17 protein-coding genes and 1 pseudogene are annotated in these 19,741 nt (G+C 63.2%); 6 read left to right on the top strand and 12 right to left on the bottom strand.

The window, feature by feature from the left end; translation table 11 throughout:
* Positions 1-497 precede the first annotated feature (497 nt).
* On the top strand, positions 498-1,016 hold the full coding sequence (locus tag ACPL7H_RS18560) for a helix-turn-helix transcriptional regulator (protein WP_424798229.1): 519 nt from the start codon (positions 498-500) through the stop codon (positions 1,014-1,016).
* A 74-nt stretch (positions 1,017-1,090) separates the two neighbouring features.
* Entirely contained in the window at positions 1,091-1,906 is an 816-nt protein-coding gene (locus tag ACPL7H_RS18565; protein WP_424798230.1) for a phytanoyl-CoA dioxygenase family protein, read from the top strand.
* An 81-nt stretch (positions 1,907-1,987) separates the two neighbouring features.
* Here ACPL7H_RS18565 and ACPL7H_RS18570 read toward each other — a convergent pair whose 3' ends face one another.
* The 9 genes from ACPL7H_RS18570 to ACPL7H_RS18610 all read right to left on the bottom strand — a co-directional run bounded on the left by ACPL7H_RS18570 (position 1,988) and on the right by ACPL7H_RS18610 (position 12,731).
* Positions 1,988-3,451, bottom strand: coding sequence for an arylsulfatase (locus ACPL7H_RS18570; protein ID WP_424798231.1), 1,464 nt, complete (start codon positions 3,449-3,451; stop codon positions 1,988-1,990).
* 43 nt (positions 3,452-3,494) lie between these two features.
* Positions 3,495-4,280, bottom strand: coding sequence for a carbohydrate ABC transporter permease (locus ACPL7H_RS18575; protein WP_424798232.1), 786 nt, complete (start codon positions 4,278-4,280; stop codon positions 3,495-3,497).
* A gap of 118 nt (positions 4,281-4,398) precedes the next feature.
* Positions 4,399-5,334 carry a carbohydrate ABC transporter permease gene (locus ACPL7H_RS18580; protein ID WP_424798233.1) on the bottom strand — a complete coding sequence of 312 codons (936 nt, stop codon included), beginning with the start codon at positions 5,332-5,334 and terminating at the stop codon, positions 4,399-4,401.
* Positions 5,331-6,644, bottom strand: a complete 1,314-nt coding sequence (locus ACPL7H_RS18585; RefSeq protein ID WP_424798234.1) for an ABC transporter substrate-binding protein — start codon at positions 6,642-6,644, stop codon at positions 5,331-5,333. Before ACPL7H_RS18585 ends, ACPL7H_RS18580 begins: the two co-directional genes overlap by 4 nt.
* 95 nt (positions 6,645-6,739) lie before the next feature.
* Positions 6,740-8,206 (bottom strand): glycoside hydrolase family 3 protein, encoded by a 1,467-nt coding sequence (locus ACPL7H_RS18590; protein WP_424798244.1) that lies wholly within the window; start codon positions 8,204-8,206, stop codon positions 6,740-6,742.
* Between the two features lie 242 nt (positions 8,207-8,448).
* Complete coding sequence (locus tag ACPL7H_RS18595; protein WP_424798235.1) at positions 8,449-9,723, bottom strand: hypothetical protein; 1,275 nt, start codon at positions 9,721-9,723, stop codon at positions 8,449-8,451.
* Positions 9,724-10,350: 627 nt separating this feature from the next.
* A complete protein-coding gene (locus tag ACPL7H_RS18600; protein WP_424798236.1) occupies positions 10,351-10,497 on the bottom strand; it encodes a hypothetical protein in 147 nt (48 codons plus the stop codon).
* Positions 10,498-10,644: 147 nt separating this feature from the next.
* Complete coding sequence (locus ACPL7H_RS18605) at positions 10,645-11,682, bottom strand: dihydrodipicolinate synthase family protein (protein WP_424798237.1); 1,038 nt, start codon at positions 11,680-11,682, stop codon at positions 10,645-10,647.
* Entirely contained in the window at positions 11,682-12,731 is a 1,050-nt protein-coding gene (locus tag ACPL7H_RS18610; protein WP_424798238.1) for an NAD-dependent epimerase/dehydratase family protein, read from the bottom strand. The genes ACPL7H_RS18605 and ACPL7H_RS18610 overlap by 1 nt, the downstream gene beginning before the upstream one ends.
* Before the next feature lie 147 nt (positions 12,732-12,878).
* Between ACPL7H_RS18610 and ACPL7H_RS18615 the strand changes: the two genes are divergently transcribed.
* Both ACPL7H_RS18615 and ACPL7H_RS18620 read left to right on the top strand, forming a co-directional pair.
* On the top strand, positions 12,879-13,895 hold the full coding sequence (locus ACPL7H_RS18615) for a LacI family DNA-binding transcriptional regulator (RefSeq protein ID WP_424798239.1): 1,017 nt from the start codon (positions 12,879-12,881) through the stop codon (positions 13,893-13,895).
* A gap of 161 nt (positions 13,896-14,056) precedes the next feature.
* The gene (locus ACPL7H_RS18620) at positions 14,057-15,271 is read left to right on the top strand and encodes an Nramp family divalent metal transporter (protein WP_424798240.1); all 1,215 of its coding nucleotides are present in this window, start codon (positions 14,057-14,059) and stop codon (positions 15,269-15,271) included.
* 9 nt (positions 15,272-15,280) lie between these two features.
* On the opposite strand, the gene ACPL7H_RS18625 is transcribed toward ACPL7H_RS18620, so the two are convergent.
* Together ACPL7H_RS18625 and ACPL7H_RS18630 are read right to left on the bottom strand one after the other, a co-directional pair.
* Positions 15,281-16,327: a Gfo/Idh/MocA family protein gene (locus ACPL7H_RS18625; RefSeq protein ID WP_424798241.1), complete on the bottom strand. Its 1,047-nt coding sequence runs from the start codon at positions 16,325-16,327 to the stop codon at positions 15,281-15,283.
* Positions 16,324-17,187 carry a Gfo/Idh/MocA family oxidoreductase gene (locus ACPL7H_RS18630; RefSeq protein WP_424798242.1) on the bottom strand — a complete coding sequence of 288 codons (864 nt, stop codon included), beginning with the start codon at positions 17,185-17,187 and terminating at the stop codon, positions 16,324-16,326. The genes ACPL7H_RS18625 and ACPL7H_RS18630 overlap by 4 nt, the downstream gene beginning before the upstream one ends.
* Before the next feature lie 157 nt (positions 17,188-17,344).
* Between ACPL7H_RS18630 and ACPL7H_RS18635 the strand changes: the two genes are divergently transcribed.
* Entirely contained in the window at positions 17,345-17,920 is a 576-nt protein-coding gene (locus ACPL7H_RS18635) for a Gfo/Idh/MocA family protein (RefSeq protein WP_424798243.1), read from the top strand.
* Positions 17,921-18,011: 91 nt separating this feature from the next.
* Positions 18,012-18,195, top strand: a pseudogene (locus ACPL7H_RS18640) (transposase); the annotation flags it as partial.
* A 35-nt stretch (positions 18,196-18,230) separates the two neighbouring features.
* On the opposite strand, the gene ACPL7H_RS18645 reads toward ACPL7H_RS18640, so the two are convergent.
* Entirely contained in the window at positions 18,231-19,523 is a 1,293-nt protein-coding gene (locus ACPL7H_RS18645; RefSeq protein ID WP_424789329.1) for an IS256 family transposase, read from the bottom strand.
* Between the last annotated feature and the right edge of the window lie 218 nt (positions 19,524-19,741).

Genomic DNA, 19,741 nt, shown 5'->3' on the forward strand with positions numbered 1-19,741 from the left:
AGGGGCATTCTCATGCCCCCACGCTCACCAACGCCGCTTCTACATCGGTGGATCCAGGCTAAGACACTCGGCGTGGACTGCCGGTGGGCTTGCTGCCGCGAATGAGGTGGCGGTGGCGGATAGAAGGCTGCGGGTGGCATAGGCTGGTATGGATGTTGTCCGAACGCATCGACTATGGGCGTCCGGGTGCATGGGACGAGTTGAACACCCGGCTGAGCCACAGTCACGTGCCCCGCCCGACCATGCAATGCGGATGGTTTCGTTGTGAGCCCGGTTGGGACTGGCACCCGACCATGGACGACCATGATCTATGGCTGGTCTTGGAAGGAACGGGTCGCGGACGCGTCGGAGGTGACGAGGTCTCTATCAGCCCCGGAACGCTGATCGCCTTCAGGCCCGGAGACAAGGGGGTGTTCCGCCAGGATCCTGCCGATCGGCTGAGCGTCGTGGCTGTCCACTTCGATTTCGTCGAGCCGGCATCGGACCAGGTGGTTCGGATGGCTGACGAGTGGCAACCATCCCGCGTCATCGATCTGCCCAATCATGCCCGGTTGAGCGAACTGCTGCACCGGACGGTGCGGTTGAGCAGGGATCCGGATCCATTGGCCGAGGTCGAACGTGCCTCCGTGTTCGTCCAGGCACTTCTGGAGGTCTACCGGCAGGACGCCCGGACTCGCGGGTATCGGCTCACCTCGGTCGACCCTCGGATTCAGCAAGTGATGGACCTGGTGCGGTACGACCCTTCGTACCGGCTGCAACTGACACATGTAGCTGAGAGTGTCGGCTTGTCACCGGACTATTTCTCCCGACTCTTCTCTCAACAGGTTGGTACCAACTTCCGGGTGTTCGTGCTCCAGGCGCGACTGGAGCGGGGATTCGAACTCCTGAGGGAGACTAGGATGACCGTGGCACAGGTTGGGCGAGCCCTCGGATACGACGATCCCTTCCTCTTCAGCAGGCAGTTCCGCGAACGTTATGGCTGTCCACCGAGTCGGATCCGAGCCACCGATACGTGACTACCTGCTCGGTCCAGGCATTGACCGGTTCGGGGCATGGAGGTATTGGACATCACGCACGTACCGTCGTTTCTATGACCACGATCGATGAGTTGTACAGCGGAACCGAATTGGCAGAAGCGATCCCGTCGCTCATCGAGGTGCAGGGACCCGAACTTGACCGCTACCGCGCTGAGGGCTACCTGGCCGTGGACGCCGTGTTCGATCATGGCCAGATCGGAGCTGCGCTGGAGGGCCTTGCTTCGCTTACCTTGGACCCACGGAGTGCTGACCTCCAGTTCGAGGAATGGGCAGCGGACCGCTTGGAAGACTTCGATGGCCCGGAACGGATGGATGGTGTCCGTCGACTGATGTCGTTCGTTGACCTGGAACCCGCGCTCAAGGAGATCGCCTACGACGAGCGACTACTCGAAGTTGCCCGGCGGATCATCGGCGAAGATGACATCGTCCTCTTTCAGGATATGGCGCTGCTCAAGCCTCCGGGTGGCGGCCGGGAGAAGCCGTGGCACCAGGACAACGCGTTCTTCACAGTCAAGCCGGGAACCCCGATTGTCGGTGTATGGATCGCCCTTGATGAGGCGACTATCGCGAATGGGTGCATGCACGTCATTCCGGGGAGCCACCGGGAGGGCCCGGTCATCCACTTTAGGCGCCGCGACTTCCAGATCTGCGATACCGACGTGCAAACGTGGCGTGACGTCGCAGTGCCGCTGAAGCCAGGTGGCCTGATGATCTTCGATGGCCTGTTACACCACGGCACGCCGCCGAACAGAACAGACACCCGCCGTCGTGCGCTGCAGTTCCACTTCATTGCTCGGTCAGCCCATATGGTGACCCAGGAGGAGCGGATGGCAGTGTTCGGCAGCGAGGGCAAAGACGTCAGTTGCTGAGACTGGCGACCCCGGGCCCAAGTCCCTGGGCCGAGTTAGCCGTTGGCGCCGAGCGGCAGAATCGCTAAGCGTCCTTGACGATCACGCTGTGCCCATGTGGTGCGGAAGGAGTTTGTCATGCGGGCGTGCGGGCACTAGTTGTCCGTTCTCAACCACGCCACCAGGCCTTTCCTGCAACCTAGACGCCAACTCTGCGCGCCAAGGCTCCAAGTCCACCCACTCAGAACCGAGTGTTAGGTCACGCAGTTCATGTGGATCAGTGGAAATGTCGAAGAACTGCTCTCGACCTGTTTGGCTGAACCAGATGTACTTGGACTGTCCATCGGTAAGGAAGTGGGCGCCGTCGACGTAGTCGTAGTGACCGGAGTGTTCCCCGTGTAGATACGAGCGCCACTCGACCGGCCCCTGTCCCCGTACGATTGGCATCAAACTGCGCCCGGTGACTGCTTCAGGGATTGGTATGCCTGCTGCGTCGAAGACCGTCGGTAAAACGTCCTGCAGCCCCACAGGCAACTCGCTGACAATGTCGCTGGGGATCTCTAGCGAAGCTGGCGGGGTGATGAAGAAGGGGACGCGAGCGGAGGCTTCGTACGGAAACGTCTTGCGATACAAGTTGTGGTCGCCGAGCATCTCGCCGTGGTCAGAGGTGAAGATGATCATTGTGTCGGCGAGCAACTTGTGACGACGTAGAAAGTCCACGACGCGTCCGACCTGGTCGTCGACGTGGTTGATGAGCCCGTAATAGCCGGCTCGGGCCTGCTTCATCCTTTGGGAGTCCAAGTTCAGCCGCCATCCCATCACGTCGGCGCCCTGGGCGGGGTCGACTTCGTCAGCCCAATCGCCGACGACGGGCCCGGGTAGTTCCTGGCTCATGTACCGCTCGTAGTAGAGGGTCGGTGGGGTCAGGGGTGGATGTGGATCGAGGAAGGAAAGGTTGAGGAAAAAAGGAGCGGAAGGATCTCGCTTCGCGAGGAACTCGATTGCTCGGCTGGCGCACCAGAAGGTGTGCGTTTGATGCTCCGGCAGGTGACTGGGTCTACTGACCCAACTGTTGGCGTTGACCCCATGCGCCACGGCCGGGCCGATGCTGGAGCCGTCGGCCTGGGTTCGCAGCCAATCGACGTAGTCGTTGGAGAAGTCCGGTTCGTCCGGGGCGTACTCGTACTGGGTATCGGCGAGTTCTAAGTGGTCGAAGCCGTAGCGTTTGCGCTTGGGTTCAAGGTGGAGCTTCCCGATCAGGCGGGTCTGGTAACCCGTCCGGGAGAGTTCTCCGGGCAGCGTGTAGGCCGGGTGCCAGTCCACCGAAGTCATGCCAACCATGCCGTGGGCTGCGGGTTCTTGTCCGCTCATCAGCGTTCGCCGCGCCGGGACGCAACTTGGCGTCTCCGAATAGGCGCGCCGGAACCGTGTCCCAGATCGTGCCAGCCAATCCAAATTGGGCGTTTGTACCACCGGATGTCCTTCGACGCCGAGGGTATCCCCGCGGTGCTGATCGGTCGTGATGAGCAGGATATTGGGTCGTACCTCTTGGGATGTAACGTCCATAGTTGTCCTCTCAATTCTCCTGGCACGGCGGACCATCACGGTTTCAACCTTTCAGCGCGCCACCGGCCAATCCCTTGAAGACGTGCCGCTGCATCACGAAAAACACGAGAAGCGGTGGGATCATCACCAGGATCGAGGAGGCAGCGATCACCCGTTGATCTGCCGAGAAGGCACCGGAGAGGAACTGTACGCCGACGGTCACCGGATACATCGTGGTGTCACTGAGTACCACCAGCGGCCACAGGAATTGGTCCCACGAATCTAGGAATCCGAGCACGATCACAACGGCAAGCGAGCCGGTGACACCCGGGAGCATCACGCTCCAGAAGGTACGAAATGCTCCAGCGCCGTCCACGCGGGCGGCTTCCTCGAGTTCATTCGGAATGTTCACAAAGGCCTGTCGCATCACGAAGATGGCAATGATTGAAATGCCTTGTGGCAGTACGACGCCCAGGAAGGTGTTGAATAGGCCCAGTTCCATCGTGATCATCAGCGTGGCGACGAGGATGACCTCGAACGGTAACGCCGTCGTGGCCAGGAGCACCGTCATGTAGAGCATCCGCCCGCGAAAACGTATCCGGGCCAGAGCGTATCCGGTGAGGGTGGCGAGCAGCACGGTAAGCACAAGGGTCATCGCCGAGATGATGACGGAGTTGAGAAAGTACTGTGGCAGCGGGATAGCCGTCAATGCGGTGATGTAATTAGTGAGCGTGGGGTTTTCGGGGATGAGGCTGCCGGGGAAGCCAACCGCTGTTTCCCCGATCGATTTCAGCGAGTTGGAAATCTGCCATACGATCGGTGAGATCACGGCGAGCACCGCGATAATCATCAGGGCCCACCGGAGGATCCGCTCGCCCGGAGAGGGCACGCCCCGTGCCCGTTTGCGACGACGCATTGGGGGAGTCGGCTGCTCTTCTGTTGAGACTGCTGTTTCTACTGCCATGACCTCACACCGCCACTCTTCGGGAAGCCAGAAACCGGAGAAGGGAGACGACGACGACCAGAGCGAATAGGAAGACGCTGATCGCAGAGGCGTATCCCGCGTCCGTACCTGGGGATACACCTTGACGGAACAAGTAGAACACCACGGTCTCCGTACTCCGCCCGGGACCGCCGCCGGTCATTACGTACGGTTCGGTGAATGTCCGGATTGAGGAGATCGCCGCCAGAATCGCGATGAGGAGCGTGGTGCCCCGAATCTGGGGCAGAGTGACGGACACGGTCCGTCGCAGCCAGCCAGCTCCGTCCAGTTCAGCGGCTTCCTCGAGTTCCTGCGAGGCGTTCTGCAACGCGGCGAGCAGAATTAGGGTGTATAACGCCACTCCCTTCCACAGGGTGACAGTCATCAGGCTGAAGATTGCGATCGATGGGTCGCTGAGAAATCTGATCGGCTGGTTGATGGCGTTAACGGCGATCAGCATTTGGTTGATCATGCCGTCCGAGCGCAGCAGCCATTCGAACAGGATCGCCACGATCGCCATCGGCATCACCATCGGCGAGAAGACGATAGTACGAACCAGGGTGGTGCCACGCATCAGGGTGTTCAGCAACAGCGCGAGGCCAATCGCCAGTGCAGTAATCGTCGGCACAACCACGGCGACATAAAGCAGGCTGCGCCCTACCGCCGCGTGGAAGGCCGGGTCGCTCGCCAAGCGAACAAAGTTGTCCACACCGATGAACTGCCCCCCACCGATGGTGCGCACATTCGTAAACGACAGCACGAAGGTGTTGATCAGCGGCGCGAACAAGAACGTGCCCTGGATGATCAGCACGGGGGCTAGGAACGCCAGCGGCACATACCACCGGTGTCGCCGTACCCTAACCCCCGTCTTGCCGCTCGACTCCTGGGCGAGTTCAGGAGCAGACTTGGAGACAGTCGTCACTCAGCGCGTCCTTGAAGGATCGAGGTGATCGCCTCCTCGGTCCGCTCCAATGCAATGGAGATCTCTTCATCGCCCATGAGTGCCAACTGCATCTGTGACCACAGTTCTCCCTCGATCTCCCGGTCCACGTCATCCGACTGCGGGGCGACTCGCTCGTCGAGCAAGTTTTGCGCGGCGATGGCCCGGCCCTGGTCCACGAGGTCATCTTCCGCCTCGGTGAAGAACGGCTGATTCAGGGCGTCCGGTGTGCTCGGAAAGACCACTGACTCGTTCGCAAGAAGGAGTTGGTTGTCGGAGTTGGTGACAAAGCGAGCAAACTCGATGGCCGTGGCCTGGTTCTCTGACGTGGTGGGGACAGCCAGTCCATGGGCCACAAGCCACGCCTCATCGTTCTCGTCCACTATGGGCGGGTGGACCTCAAGTTGTGCCAGGAGGTCAGGTGCGTTTTCATCGACGATCCGCAACTGGTTCGGGCCACCCGAGCCGAAGGCCACCCGCCCCTCGGACAGGACCTCGAGCCCGCTTCTAGGCTCTGCGGTAATGCTGTCAGCAGGGATGCCGCCGTTGAGGTAGAGCGCGTGCAAACGTTCCACGAGGTCCTGGGCTTCCGGGGTGTTGATCACCGCCTCCGTGGCGTCGTCATTCACAATTGGAGTCCCGGTCGCGAGCAAAGCGTTCTTGAAGATGGATGCCCCGAGTTGGAAGCCGGCGTACTCGGTCTCCTCCCCGATCACGGCGGATGCGTCCATCATGTCAAAGTAGGTCCGCGGGATTTCATCGAGTCCGGCTTCTTCCATGATTGTCGTGTTGACCACCAATACGGGCGTGTTCAGATACCAGGGGAGAGCCGAAATCTCCGGCCCCCCGATAGCGAAGACTTCCCACGCGGACTCCAGATAGTCATCCTGCGCCTCTGGGACCATCGCTGACATGTCTAGTACCCGGCCCTCTCGCGCAAGCGGGGTCAGGTGCCCGCTGTCGAGGTTGAGCACGTCAGCCAGGTTCCCCGAAGCCGCATCGGCATTAATCTTCTGCGCTGTGCCGTCAGTGGGTACGTCAACCCAGTTCACCGTCACCTCGGGGTGCATGTCCTCGAACTCCTCGATATACCCGTTGATCAGGTCATCGAAGGTGGGTGAGAGTTGCATGGTCTGGAAGGTTATGGTGCCGGCGATTTCGGCATCGTCCAGGTCCTGCGGCTCGGGTGCTGAATCTCCCGGATCGCCGAGGCCGCAGGCTGTCAATACCAGAGCGAGGGCTGATGCTCCTGCGATCAAACCGAGCGGGCGAGTTCGTTTTGTTGTGTGCATTTAATGCTCCTTGCTGATGTCGTTACGCTGGCGACGGTTCTCTCGTGGTGGGTTGTGCATTGGGTCTTGCTGGAGTAGCGATGCGATGGTTCGTATCAGGTGTCGGAAAGCAACACCTGGAAGGCGGCGGAAAAGCCCGAAAGAGATGGCATACCGAAGACGTCGAGTGCGGGCACTGCCACCGCAGGCAGGTCTGCCCAGTAGTGGTCCAAAGTGTCCGGTGGGCCCGCGAGGAAGACCACCGCAGGTATCCCGGATCGTTCGATGCCAGCGATCGCTTCTGCTTCCCATGCAGTAGGGCCTGCCTGTCCGTAACTGACTATGACTGTGGGCCCAGTCAATGCGCTCGTTTCATGCCGCACCTGTACAGGGCGACCGACGATCCGCGATAGCCGAAAGCCGAGAGCAGACGCCGTTGGAGCTTCTCCCGATGACTCGGCCATCACCACTGTGATCGGACCGGTGCCGGCGGGGAGGCGCGGTTCGCCGACCGTGCCGACGGCCAACTCCTCGCTCAATAGTGGCAAGGCATCAGTAAGTACTTCGTGTGTCGTCGAGTCGACGTCCAGGGGCGCCGCCAGCACCCGACCGAATGCCTCCCGGACCCGTTCCTCTGTCACAGTGCCATCGAGTAGCCCGTGTTCCATCTCGTCCAGGACTGATGGCACCAACTCTGGCGGGCATTTGACGTTGGCGACGTCGCACCCTGCATTAATGGCAAGTAGTGCAGCCTCTGCCGGTGAGTGCTGCTTGGAAACCGCTGCCATCCGTAGCGAGTCGGAGACGAGGAGTCCAGTGAATCCCAGATCGTTGCGCAGCAACTCGGTGCAGATCCGTGGGTCGAATGTCGAAACAGTTCCGTTGGATTCGTCGCCGAATCGCAGATGGGCGGTCATCATCGCACCCAGACCCGCGCGCACCGCTTCGGCGAACGGAAGCAGGTGTCGGCTCCACTCACTTTCGCTGCGTAGCACCACCGGAAGTCCTAGGTGCGAGTCCACGTCGGCGTCACCGTGTCCAGGCAGGTGCTTGACAGTGGCGAGGATGCCCGCTTCTTGGAGACCGAGGCCGTACTCACGCATGTGCGCGGCCACGGTGCTGGGGTCAGTTCCGAATGCCCGCACGCCGATGACCGGGTCCCGGGGTGTGGCTCGTACGTCCGCCACAGGCTGGAAGCACCAGTTGTAGCCGCAGGCCCTCAGATCTAAACCCACCGCTCGCCCTGCTGAGCGGGACATGACCGGGTCCAACTGGCCCAGAGCGGCAGGGTAGGGAACGTCTGTTCCGCCCGCACCGGTGGTGTAGGCCAGCCCGGTCTCGGCGTTCGCGCCGATCAGCACCTCTACGCCGGTCGCCTCCCGCGCTTGTTCGTGCAAGTGGTTGTTGAACCGACGGCTGGCACGCACCGCTTCAGAACTAGCGGAGGCACGCAGCGGAGGTCCGTGGAATGCTCCCACGCCTGCTTGGAGTGCTGCGATGGTCGCATCACTGGGACCTCCGTGCGTGCCCATGCTGGACCGGACGAGGAGGAGGCGTGCAAGCCTTTGGCGGGTGCTCATCATGCCCCAATGAGCATCGACATCGCTCGTGGGCACTCCTGCCGTACTACGTTGCACGGTTCATTCCTTCCTGCATCAGCCCTCGGCTAGGGCAAGTCGCGACAGTGCAACCGATTGCAAAGCCAATCTAGCATGGCTAAAGTTGGTGATCAAGGGGCTGTTCTGCACGCACTTGCTCCGAAGTGGCTAACGCGCTGCCACTGGGACCCAGAAGGTTCCAGCAGTGGCGCGAAGCGACGACCTGCTCAGTTTCTCGGCGGAAATGGCCCGTGTGGCCCAGGGCGCTCATCTGCCCGGAACCGGTTCAACTCCGAGATCGCGGCAAGCATAGTGGTCGTCCTGGAGACCCCGAACTCGAATGCGTAGTAAGCGTAGAGTTCCTGCGAAACTGTAACGATATTGCGGTTGTGCCGAGCAAGGACGGCCCAGGTACCCGCATGTGTAGCGTCTCGTCCGTCGCGGATACCGCCGGTTCCGTCGATGAAGCGAGTGACGTCCAAGCCGTACTCGGTTTCCACCACCGTGTGGTCAAATGCCCGAGCGTACGCCCGCAGGTCGCGAACGTGGGATCCGAGCCCTTCGTGCCAAACCTGGGCGATAAACTCCATCGAGAGCGCACCATGGCTGAAGTCCTCCGGCGCGGGATTGCCCGGATATTCTGGAGTGTTCGTCGAGACCTCGTCATCCATCGTCCAGCCGTTGAATCCCCAAGAGCCCGTCCACTGGTAGTTCCAGAAGAACGCGCCGTGCGCTCCCGGGCTACGGTCTGATTCGAACAGCCGGATCATCATGCGGACCTTCTCGAGGTAGCGAGGATCACCGGTGAGCGCGTGCAGGTGCATCATTGCCATGCCCATGGTGTGGTTCATGTTGAATGCGGCCTGGATCCCATCGACGACGTGCGGTGATCCCTTGGGCAAGAAGTAGATTCCGGTCCCGTCTCCGTGGTCCTCCCAGTGCTCATCATGGATCGCTACCGCGTCGATGGAGGCTTGTGTGTACGGCCCCACTCGATCGGCGAACCTGGGGACCCGGAGGAGTTGCGGCGTCGAAGACACGATCCTGGCGAACCAGGCGATTGGGCGCACAATATTTCCCGTCTCTACCGGCAGGTGCATAGAGCCCGGGTATTCAGCGTACTGATCTCTGGACCAGCCAGGCAGCGACAGACCACGGTAGTCCTCAACCCCCTGGATGTGATCTCGTTGGGCAAGCGCTGCGTCGGCCCGTTCGATGAATCGGTCGAGGTAACTGACATCGCGATGGGCGATGTACATCTGCAAGTACGCAAGCAGGATGTACTGCACCTGCCAGCCTAAGACCCCTGCCAGATTATCGGTGTCCAGCGACGGACCTCCGTCGAGATGGTCGTAGACGGCCTCGAACGCCTCGCGCGTCGTGAAGTCAAGTGCTGAAGTTCCGACTGTGCTACCTCTGGCGGTTCGGATTCCACCGCCAGCGTGAGGAGCGGCGGCTGCCGTTTCCGGAGTGGTTAATCCGGCAACCACGACAGCGCTCATGCCGCCGAACAGCAGTGCCCGCCGGGATACCCCTATCCGCGTAGGAGGCGCACCGCCGACTTCTCTGTGATCGTCCGATCCGACTGAAGGTCGCTGACCATCTCTTGCGTCTTTCGCACCCATTAACTACTCCCTTGTGTTGGACAGCGATATTACCGCTGTCGAGTGCAACCGGTTGCAAGAGCGTAGCATGATCGATTCGGACAGTCAAATTGTCACCTCATGCTGCTCTGGTGGCTATGAACGTCATGAGAGCCCCGCCTTTGAATGGGCGGTGATGATGACACGGTCTTCGATCTCGATGCGCTCAGGGGCCATCCGGTGTGTGAGCGAGACCTCCCCCGTCGCCGAACAGCCGCAGCGCGAGATCCACGAGGCGGGAGGCGGGGGACCGTCATGGCGCCCCCGGTGTGAGGTTAGGCGCACACCTGCGGTCACGAATCTGGACCCACTCTTCACATTCGAGGTCCTCGAAGGGCACAACCGGCCCTCCGCGCTCTTCTTCCACACCCGGGCTTCCAAGTGCGCCTCACCCAACGCCTGGGTCAGGTCCTGCACCTCGGCTCGAGTTGAGCCTCACGCGTCGAGGGCCCGGACTTGCCCGCGGTCAGGTCTGTCCGGCCAGCCTCAAGGAACGCTCGTTTCCCGTTCCCCACCCGCCTGCTCGGAGACCTTCGCCTGCCGGGCCGCCTTGGCGACCGTCACCTCACCAGAGAGAATCGAGAGCACGATCCTCGTCTTCTCCTCCACCGGGATCGCTGGTGGTCTTGCCATGATCGATCAGACTCCATCGCAGGTCACACCCAAGAACACCTAGGCATGGGGTCGATAGTTCGGTCAGGGCACCGCTGCAGGGCGAGCACTTGGCCGATGGGGCTGGCGCCGGTGGGGCGGGTGCGCGTGGGGCGGTGAGCGACGGGCTCAGTTCAACCATGCGTCCCGGTTGTCGGCGATGAAGTCCTCATCGAGCAGGTCCGGGTAGCGTTGTCGGACTTGGGTGATCAGTTCGGTCTGCCCGGGGGAGAGTGTGTCGGTGCCCAGGGTGGTGGCGGTGGGGATCAGGCCTTGTTGGTGTAGTACTTCGTTGACGCCGGGGACGCATCCGGCGAAGTTGTGGTCGACGTCGAAGACGGCGTGGTTGATTTCCACCATGTCTGATGCTTCAGCGAGCAGTTCCAGCGGCACCTGGCCGGCGGTGACGGCCTGGTTGGCTTTGGCGACCTGGTGGGCTGCGGCGCGGGTTCCCACGGCCCATTGGCCGAGTAGGCCGCCGGTGGCGCGGATTTGGCGTTGTTGTCCATTGATGGTGCGCTGGTAGGGGGTGATCAGGTCATGCACGATCGCGTCGTCGTTGCCGGTCAACAGCGCTATCTGGTCCCAGCGGTCATGTTCCAGGAGGGTCTGGGCAACATCGCCGGTGCAGTACCGGTTGAACGGGGCGGCTTTGACTCCCACGACCGTTTCGATGTCGAACAGGGCGCGCCAGTATTCCCGGCTCAGCAGGGTCCCGCCCACTGCGGGTTGGAGGTAGAACCCGATTACTGGCATCACCTCAGCGACGGCGGCGGCTCGTTCCAGCAGGGTTCTTTCACTGGTGTCCGACATGCCCCAGGGGCTGAGCAGGGCCGCGTGGTAGCCGGCTTCGGTGGCCAGTTCGGCTTCGGTGACCGCCTGGTGGGTATCTCCGGTCAGTCCGGCGACCATGATCGGCTCGCTGCCGTGCTCGGCGGCGGTCTCGGCGGCCAGTTCCCACACGTCGGTGAGCATGGCGGGGTCGTGGTGTAGTTCGAACTGGGTGGTGTGTACCGCCACGGCCAGGCCGTGGGCGCCGGCATCGAGGTAGTACCTGGTCAGGGCGCGCTGGGCGGTCAGGTCGAGGCTGCCGTCGGCGTCCAGGGCCAATGGGTGGGCCGGGATGACCACCCCGGAGCCCAGTCGTGCGGCCAGGTCAGCACTCATCAGAATTTGCCTTCCCGCTGCTGGAACTTGGTGGCTTTGCCCAGTTGCCGCCCGCCCTCGGTCACCCATCGGGCCACCATCTCCACCACGCGGCGCATCGGGACCGTGGGGTAGCCGTACAGATCGTGGCAGTGACTGGCGTCGGAGAGCAGGGCATCGGTGGACTCGGTTCCGACGAACTCGACCTCGGTGCCCATCGCGGCGGCCAGCCAGGTAGCCAGGCGGCGCACCGAGACGGTCTCGGGGCCGGTGGCGTTGAGGATGTGCGGGGGAGTGCCGGCCAGTTCCACCGAACGCAGCGCCCAGGCGGTGGCATCTTGTTGCCAGACCACGTTCACCGCCGGCATCGTGACGTCGATGGGCTCACCAGCGGCGATCTGGGTGGCCAGGTCGGCGATGACGCCGTAGCGCAACTCGCAGGCATAGTTGAGCCGGAAGATAGTCACCGGGGTGTCCCAGGTGTGCGCGGCGTGGGAGAAGATGCGCTCACGAGCCAGGCAGGACTGGGCGTACTCACCCACCGGTTCGGGAGCGTCGTCCTCGGTGGACCCACCAGCAGACAACGGACGCAGCGGGTAGACGTTCCCGGTGGAGTAGACCACCGAGGGCACCCCCCGGTAGCGGTCGGCCACCAAGGCGGGCATCGCCGCGTTGGACCACCACGTCTGATGCTCAGCCCCGGTGGTGCCGAACTTCATCGCCGCCAGATAAACCATCGCCGCGGCATCGGGCAGATCCGCGTAGTTCCCCGGCTCGGACAAATCCGCGGACTGCACCACGACACCGGCCTCCCTCAACCGCTGACGCACCTCGGGATCGGAAAACCGCGACACCGCGACCACCCGGGCATCCGAGCCCACCTCATCCAGCGCCCGCCGGGCCATCATCGCCATCGTCGGACCGATCTTGCCACCGGCACCCAACAACACAACATCACCCCCGGTGGCCTGCAGCGCCTCGCCCACCCCGGGCAGCGGGGTGGACAGATAGTCCTCCAACTCGGCCTCGTTCGTTGGGTGGGCCGGGGCGGTGGAGCCGGGAATGGGCATGCGGGTCCTCCTGGGAGTGATCCACGTCGACGGGCGCGGAGATAGTGAGAAAAGCCTTTCTCAAGGGTACGGTAAACGCTATTGAGCGGTCAAGGATGCCTGCGGGGTGACTCCGTGGAGCCGGGGCTGGCCCAGTAGTCTTCGATCATGGCCGTCGATCTCAAGGCCGTTGCCCACCGGGCCGGTGTCTCGGTGCCGACGGCCTCCCGGGTCCTTTCCGGAAGTGATTATCCTGTACTCCCGGAACTGCGACGCCGGGTGGAGCAGGCGGCCGCTGAACTCGACTACGTGCCCAACGCCCAGGCGCAGGGCCTGCTGCGAGGCAACACCGGGATGATCGGAGTGCTCGCAGGCGATGTGGGTGATCCGTACTTCTCGGAGATGATCAACGGCATTCACGAAGTGGCCGCCCGCCGGCAACTGCTGGTGGCCATCTGTCAGACCGAGCGGGACGTGGACCAGGAGTTGGCTTATTTCAAGATGTTGCAGGCCCATCGGGCCGCGGTGGTGATCCTGGCCGGGTCGGGGTTGGATGACGCCGATTACCAGGCTCGGGTGGCCGCCCGCACCAAGTCCTTCATGGCAAGCGGCGGCAGGGTGGTCTCGGTTGGGACCCCGATCGCTGACGTGGACAACGTGCGAGTGGACAACGCCGCGGGCGCGGTCGATCTTGCCGAGCACCTGGTGGGCCTCGGGCACCGGCACGTGGGAGTGCTCGCAGGCCCAGGAAACGTCGGTTCGACCGTGGAACGACTGCTGGGATTACGTCAGGTGATCAAGGCAGCGGACGGCACGCTGCACGTACGGCACGGTGCGCCAACGCGTGATGACGCCTACGGCGGTACAGGGGAAATACTGGCCGCGCACCCTGAGATCACCGCGCTCGTCGGCTCGGCCGATCAGATGGCGATGGGCGCGATGGCCTGGCTGCGGGACCAGGGAAGGGCGGTGCCCGGTGAGTATTCGGTGGGCGGGTTCAACGACATCGACGTGTCCCGGGATCTGATGCCAGCGCTGACCACCGTGCGTTTGCCGCTGCGCAAAATGGGTCAGGTGGCTCTGACGATCGCTCTCGATGAGCCGATCGCCGAGGGCCCTAGCGCTGTCCGCTGGTTGTCTACTGAACTGCGGGTACGGAAGTCCACGGGGCCGGTGCGGGCGTGAGGCGCGGGGACCGCGAGGGAGTCGAAGTCGGCGGAGTGCAGAATCTGAGCACCCGTCTTTGACGCCGCGACGACACACTTCACTGAATCCGCCGGTCTCTTGACGGCACTGAAACCACCACGTACCTTGGGGCCGCCCTTCCTCAAGCAAAGGATTTCTTCATGGGTGATACCGCAGTGCCTACTCGTTCACGCAAGACGGGTCGCCTCGGCCCCGCGTTTGTCACAGCCGCCCTGGTCTTCGGTCCAGGAAGCGTCACGACCGCCAGTTCGCTCGGCGCTGGCTTCGCCTACGAGTTGGTGTGGGCACCGGTCATTGCCACCGTTCTGATGATCTGCTTCGTCAACCTTTCGGTGCGTATCGGGCTCACCACCGACCGGGGCCCGATCGCCACCGTCTCGCAGAAGATGGGACGCATCGTCGGCATCCTTATCGGTATTGGCGCTTTCCTTGTCGCTTCCTCCTTCCAAGCGGGGAACTCCGTCGGCACCGGCGCAGCGAGCAACGTGCTCTTCGGCGGGGACACTGCCCTGTTTGCGGCCATCTTCACCCTGCTGGCCGTTGGGTTCCTGTGGCTGCCGAAGTTCTATCGCAACCTCGAGCGGACGATGATCGGCATCATCCTCGCCATGCTCGCGATCTTCATCGTGACTGCCGTGATCGCCCAACCGAACCTCGTGGCCGTCCTGCGCGGTCTCGTTCCCGCGATCCCGTCCGGCTCTACCGCGCTCGTGGTGGGCGCTGTTGCGACAACGTTCTCGGTGGTCGGCGCCTTCTACCAGATACAACTCGTGCGAGAAAAAGGCTGGACCGCAGCCGACTTCACGGTGGCCCGTCGGGACGCCGCTCTCGGCTCCGTCATTCTTGGAACACTCTCGCTCGTGATCATGATCGCGGCCGCAGCCGTGCTGAACCCCATCGGCGCCACCGTCTCCTCCCCAGCGGACATGGCCATCATCCTCGAGCCGACGCTCGGAAGGGGGGCCACCATCCTCTTCGCGCTCGGCCTGTGGGCCGCGGCTTTCTCATCCCTGATCGGCAACAGCACCATTGGGGGCTCGATGCTCGCCGGGGCCCTGGGCATTGAGCGCGGCGGACTCAGTTCCGTGCCGGTCAAGGTCTGCATCACCGCTGTCATCGTCCTCGGCGGTGTGGTCGCCGTGACGTTCGGCGGTATCCCGATCGAACTCATTATCACCGCTCAGGCTGTGACCATCTTCGTTGTGCCACTCATCGGTGTCGCGCTTGTGGCGCTGGCCCGCAGCAAAGACCGCGGCGACCTGCGTATCGGTATACCGCAGTTGGTGCTGGCGATCGTCGGGATCGCCTTCCTTATTGGCCTTGCCATCAGTTACATCGTTGGACTGGCGTCCTGAGCGCTGTGATTACTGCGGCAACGGCGCCGGCTGGACCGGTTGGCCGGTGCGACCGGACTCGTAGACGGCTTCGATGAAAGCGACGGCTTTGCGAGCCTGCTCTGCGGTCACCACTGGTAGACGGGCGTTCCGGACGGCCGCGACAAAGTCCGCCAACTGACGCTTTTGCAGATGCTGGGCATCGGAATACGGCAAGCCCTTGGGTGCTAACGGCGGTAGTTCCGGCTTCTGTGGACCTTCGACGGTGGCGAAGTGAGCGATCTCGTCATTGATCGCCACAATCGTGCCTTGATCACCCATGATACTGATCCGGGTGGGGGGAGGTGCGTACGCGGCGGTCGTGGCCAGGAAGGTCATCAGCGCCCCACTCTTGAGCCGCGCGGTGATGGTGACGGTGTCCTCGACCTCGATTCGCTCGTGCGCGAGCAGACCGGTGTGGGCGTAGAGCTCGTCCACATCACCAAGCAGCCACAGCGCCAGGTCCACCAGGTGCACCCCCTGGTTCATCAACGCCCCGCCACCATCCATCGCCCAGGAACCGCGCCAGCCGGCCGAGTCGTAATACTCCTGGGTGCGCCACAGCGGTACCTCGATGGCTGCTGAGGTGATGTTTCCCAACCCGCCGGAATCGATGAGCTCCTTGATGAACTGATTGGCCGGAGCGAACCGGCGCTGGCTCACTACCGAGAGCACCTTGCTGGAGTCTCGAGCAGCCTGCAGGATCTCATCGGCTGCCGTCACGTTGACCTCAATCGGCTTCTCCAGCAACACATGCTTGCCCGCCTGCAAGGCAGCCACGGCCAGATCCTTGTGCAAACCGGAGGGGACTGCGATGACGACCGCCTCAAGTCCGTCCAGGGCGAGCAGTTCGTCCATGTTGCCGGCAGCCGGAACCTCGTGGGTTTGTGCGAACTCTTGAGTCAGTTCTGCGTCGGCGTCATAGACCCCGGTCAATCGGGCAGGGGCACCGGCATCGGTTAACCGGTTCGTGTGCTGGCGGCCGATGATGCCCAGTCCGATGATGCCAATCGCTAGTGGGTCGGATGCGGTACTCATCGAGTGGCCTCCTGAGCCTCGGTCAGAGCGGAAAGGACGACGACGGGGGAGAGGAGTTGCTCAGGACTCAGTGGAGACTTGCCCGCCTTGACCGCCTCGATGAACGTCTTCAGGGCTGGGGCGTTGTAGTCCGGTCCGAGGCTGAGTTCGCTGGCCAGTACCCCACGGGTGCGCACTGCGGTGGCGTGGAACGGCACCCGGTCCTGCCCCGACGGAGTGACGAACGTGAACGTGACGGTGACGCCCGCGATCTGCGTGGTGGCCCAGACCGTGTCGCCGTGGCGCTGGGCTTTTACGGACAGGTCCCCGGAGCGCACGACCGGATTATGGAGGATCTGCAGCACAGCCTCGACGTGGTGAATGCCATAGAAGAACAACCCGGCGTACTCGCTGTCTGGATCAGCGGGCCCGACGACGTGCAGGTGCCGAAGCGCGCCGTGGTCGGCATGATCGGTCGCGAAGTGGGTGATTTCCGGGACATACCGAAGAGCTGAGGCTGAGACCAACGTGCTGCCGCTCTCCTGTGCAGCGTCGAGCAACGCGGTGGCATCGGCAACGGTGGTGGCTAAGGGTTTGTCCACCAACACGGGCAGACCGGAGCGTAGCAATGGTTCGGCTGCGCCGCGGTGCAATCCGCCGTCACGGTTGCACACGATCGCGGCATCGACCTTGCCGATCAGGTCGGCTGGTTCATCGACGATGATCTCCAGGCCGCCGTAGGTGGCCAGTTCCGAGTTGCGCTCGTTGTGCCCGCCGGCCAGCGCAACCGCGCGGTGGCCGGGATGGAGGTCCTCGAGGTTCAGGAACCGGATGAAGTGTTTGACGTGGGAGTTCTCGGTGCCGACGAAGCCGACGCGCATGAGGGGTCCTAACGAGGGAGGTTACGTACGACGACCAGTCTGATCTGCAAGCGATTGCACGTCAACCCCATCCGCGGATTCTTGCAACCGATTGCGGACTGGCACACGGAGGGCGTAGGTTGGATGCCCAGTACTGATCTGACCATGTGGAGCGTTGATGGAGCAGCCAATTGGCGTCGGAGTGCTCGGCCTGGGCAGTATCGGGACGAGTCGCGCACGCGCCCCCAAGCAACATTCGAAGCAGGCGCGCCTGGTCGCCTCCTCCGGGGGCAATCCCGAACGGGCCGCCGAAGCGGGATGGCCCGACGCCGACCAGATTTCCCCCACCGACATTTCCACGCATCCGGGTGTGGATGTCGTGGCGATCTGCTCGCCCAGTGATCAGCACGGGGTGCAGGCCATCGAGGCACTGCAGGCCGGTAAGCACGTGGTGGTGGCGAAGCCGCTGGCCCTGACGGTCGCTGAGGCTGAGCGCATCGTGGCGCTGGCCAACGATGGTGGCCGGGTGTTATCGGTCATCTCCCAGCGCCGCCTGGAACCGGAGTACGCCGCAGTCAAGGAAATGCTCACCAGCGGCCAGTTGGGTCAGGTACGGCTGGCCACTACCCATGTGCACTGGTGGCGCGATGCGGATTACTACGCCGCAGCGCCGTGGCGTTCGCAGATGGATGCCGGTGGTGGATCGGTGATGAACCAAGGTGTGCACAAAGTAGTGCCCCATGGAGTGGTGTAGTCCTGGTGGCCGCGTCGTTGTAGACGTGGGCGCGGTCACCGTGGTCCTTCGAGTCAACCTTCCACAGAGTCCTCGAAAGGACATCATCACGATGACCGCTCCTCAGTATTGTCGACCCTGCCGGCCTGCTTGGCGAGGCCCTGTCCGAGGCCTCCCCGGATCTGATGCGATCACTGCTGCAGACAGTGATCAACGCTTTGCTGTCGGCCGACGCCGATGCGGTGGTCGGGGCCGAGTGGGGCCGGCCGAGCCCCGAGCGCACGGCCCAGCGGAGCCTGTCAAGCCCTCTGTGTAAGAGAGGCTCCTGTTTCTAGTTGATGTGTCCTGCTAGACGCTCGGGGTAGAGCAGTTCGAGTTGGTTCAGTGCGGCGGTCCAGCCGGCGGTGGTGGTGCCCTCCACGAGCCGCCCGGGAGCCTTGCGCTTGTGCGCTGGCAGGCCCTGCTCCTTGGCTCGCTGACGGGCACGTTTGTCCTCGATATCGCGGATGGCTAGCCACAACAACTTCACCACCGCTTCGTCGTTGGGGAAGTGCCCGCGGTTCTTGATGATCTTGCGCATCTGGTAGTTCAAACTCTCGATCGTGTTGGTGGTGTAGATGACCTTGCGCACCGCCGGGGGGAAGGCCAGGAATGGGGTGAACCGTTCCCAGGCCCGCTGCCACACCGCGATCGCTGCGGGGTATTTACGTCCCAGGTCGGAGTCGGCCAACTCCAGCAGCGCGGTCTCGGCCGCATCGGCATCGGCGGCGGTGTAGATGGTGCGCAACCCGGCCGAGAAGGCCTTGCGATCGCCGTAGGAGATGTATCGGTTGGCCGCCCGGATCAGGTGCACCACACACGTCTGGACCACCGTCTGGGGCCAGGTGGCCTCGATCGCCTCGGGCAGGCCGGGCAGCCCGTCGCAGCAGGCGATCAGGATGTCCTTCACGCCCCGGTTAGCCAACTGAGCGCATACCCCGGCCCAGAACTTGGCACCCTCCCCGGCCTGGACCCAGATGCCCAGCACGTGCTTGATGCCATCGGTATCGATCCCGACCGCCAGGTGGGCGTGGCGGTTGACCACATGCGCCCCGTCGCGGACCTTGACCACGATGGCATCGAGGAAGACCACCGGCCAGACGGGGTCCAGCGGCCGGGTCTGCCAGTCCTTAACCTCCTCCAACACCGCGTCAGTGATGTTCGCGATCGTCTCGTGGGACAACTCGGTACCCAGCGTGCGGGCCAGATGGGCCTGGATGTCGCGCACCGTCATCCCACCGGCGTAGAGGCTGATAATCATCTCATCGAGCCCACCGGCCCGCCGGGCGCCCTTGGGCACCAGCGCCGGCTCGAACGTCCCGGCACGGTCGCGCGGGGTGGCCAGCGGGATATCGCCGACCTCGGTAGCCAGCGTCTTGGGCGTGGCCCCGTTGCGCGAGTTTGGTGCCCCGCGCCCGGCCGGATCACCCTTGTCATAGCCCAGGTGATCGCTCAACTCCGTCGCCAGCCCGCGCTCGAGGACCTTACGGACCAACTCCGGCAGGAACCCACCCTCACCGGTCAGCGCCAGCCCCTCGGCGTCGGCCTGGGAGACGAGCTCGTCGATGTACTCATCACCCAGCAGCGCCCGGTGCGAGGCGCCCGCCGGCCTCGAGGCCCCGCCCTGGCCGCGGTGGCCCGGCTCGCTGGCCACGCCCCTAGCCTGGTCAGCATCCTGCCCATCCAGTGCGTGGTGATCCTCGGTGGTCTTCGTCGTACTCGTGGTCTTCACGATGGTCTCCTCTCACTGGCTCCTCGCCAGCCTCGGGGATCCACCCCTTACACAGTCCAGTAGACACGCCC

It is taken from the genome of Pseudactinotalea sp. Z1732 (genome assembly GCF_049724975.1).
In the GTDB taxonomy this organism is placed as follows: domain Bacteria; phylum Actinomycetota; class Actinomycetes; order Actinomycetales; family Beutenbergiaceae; genus CALKWS01.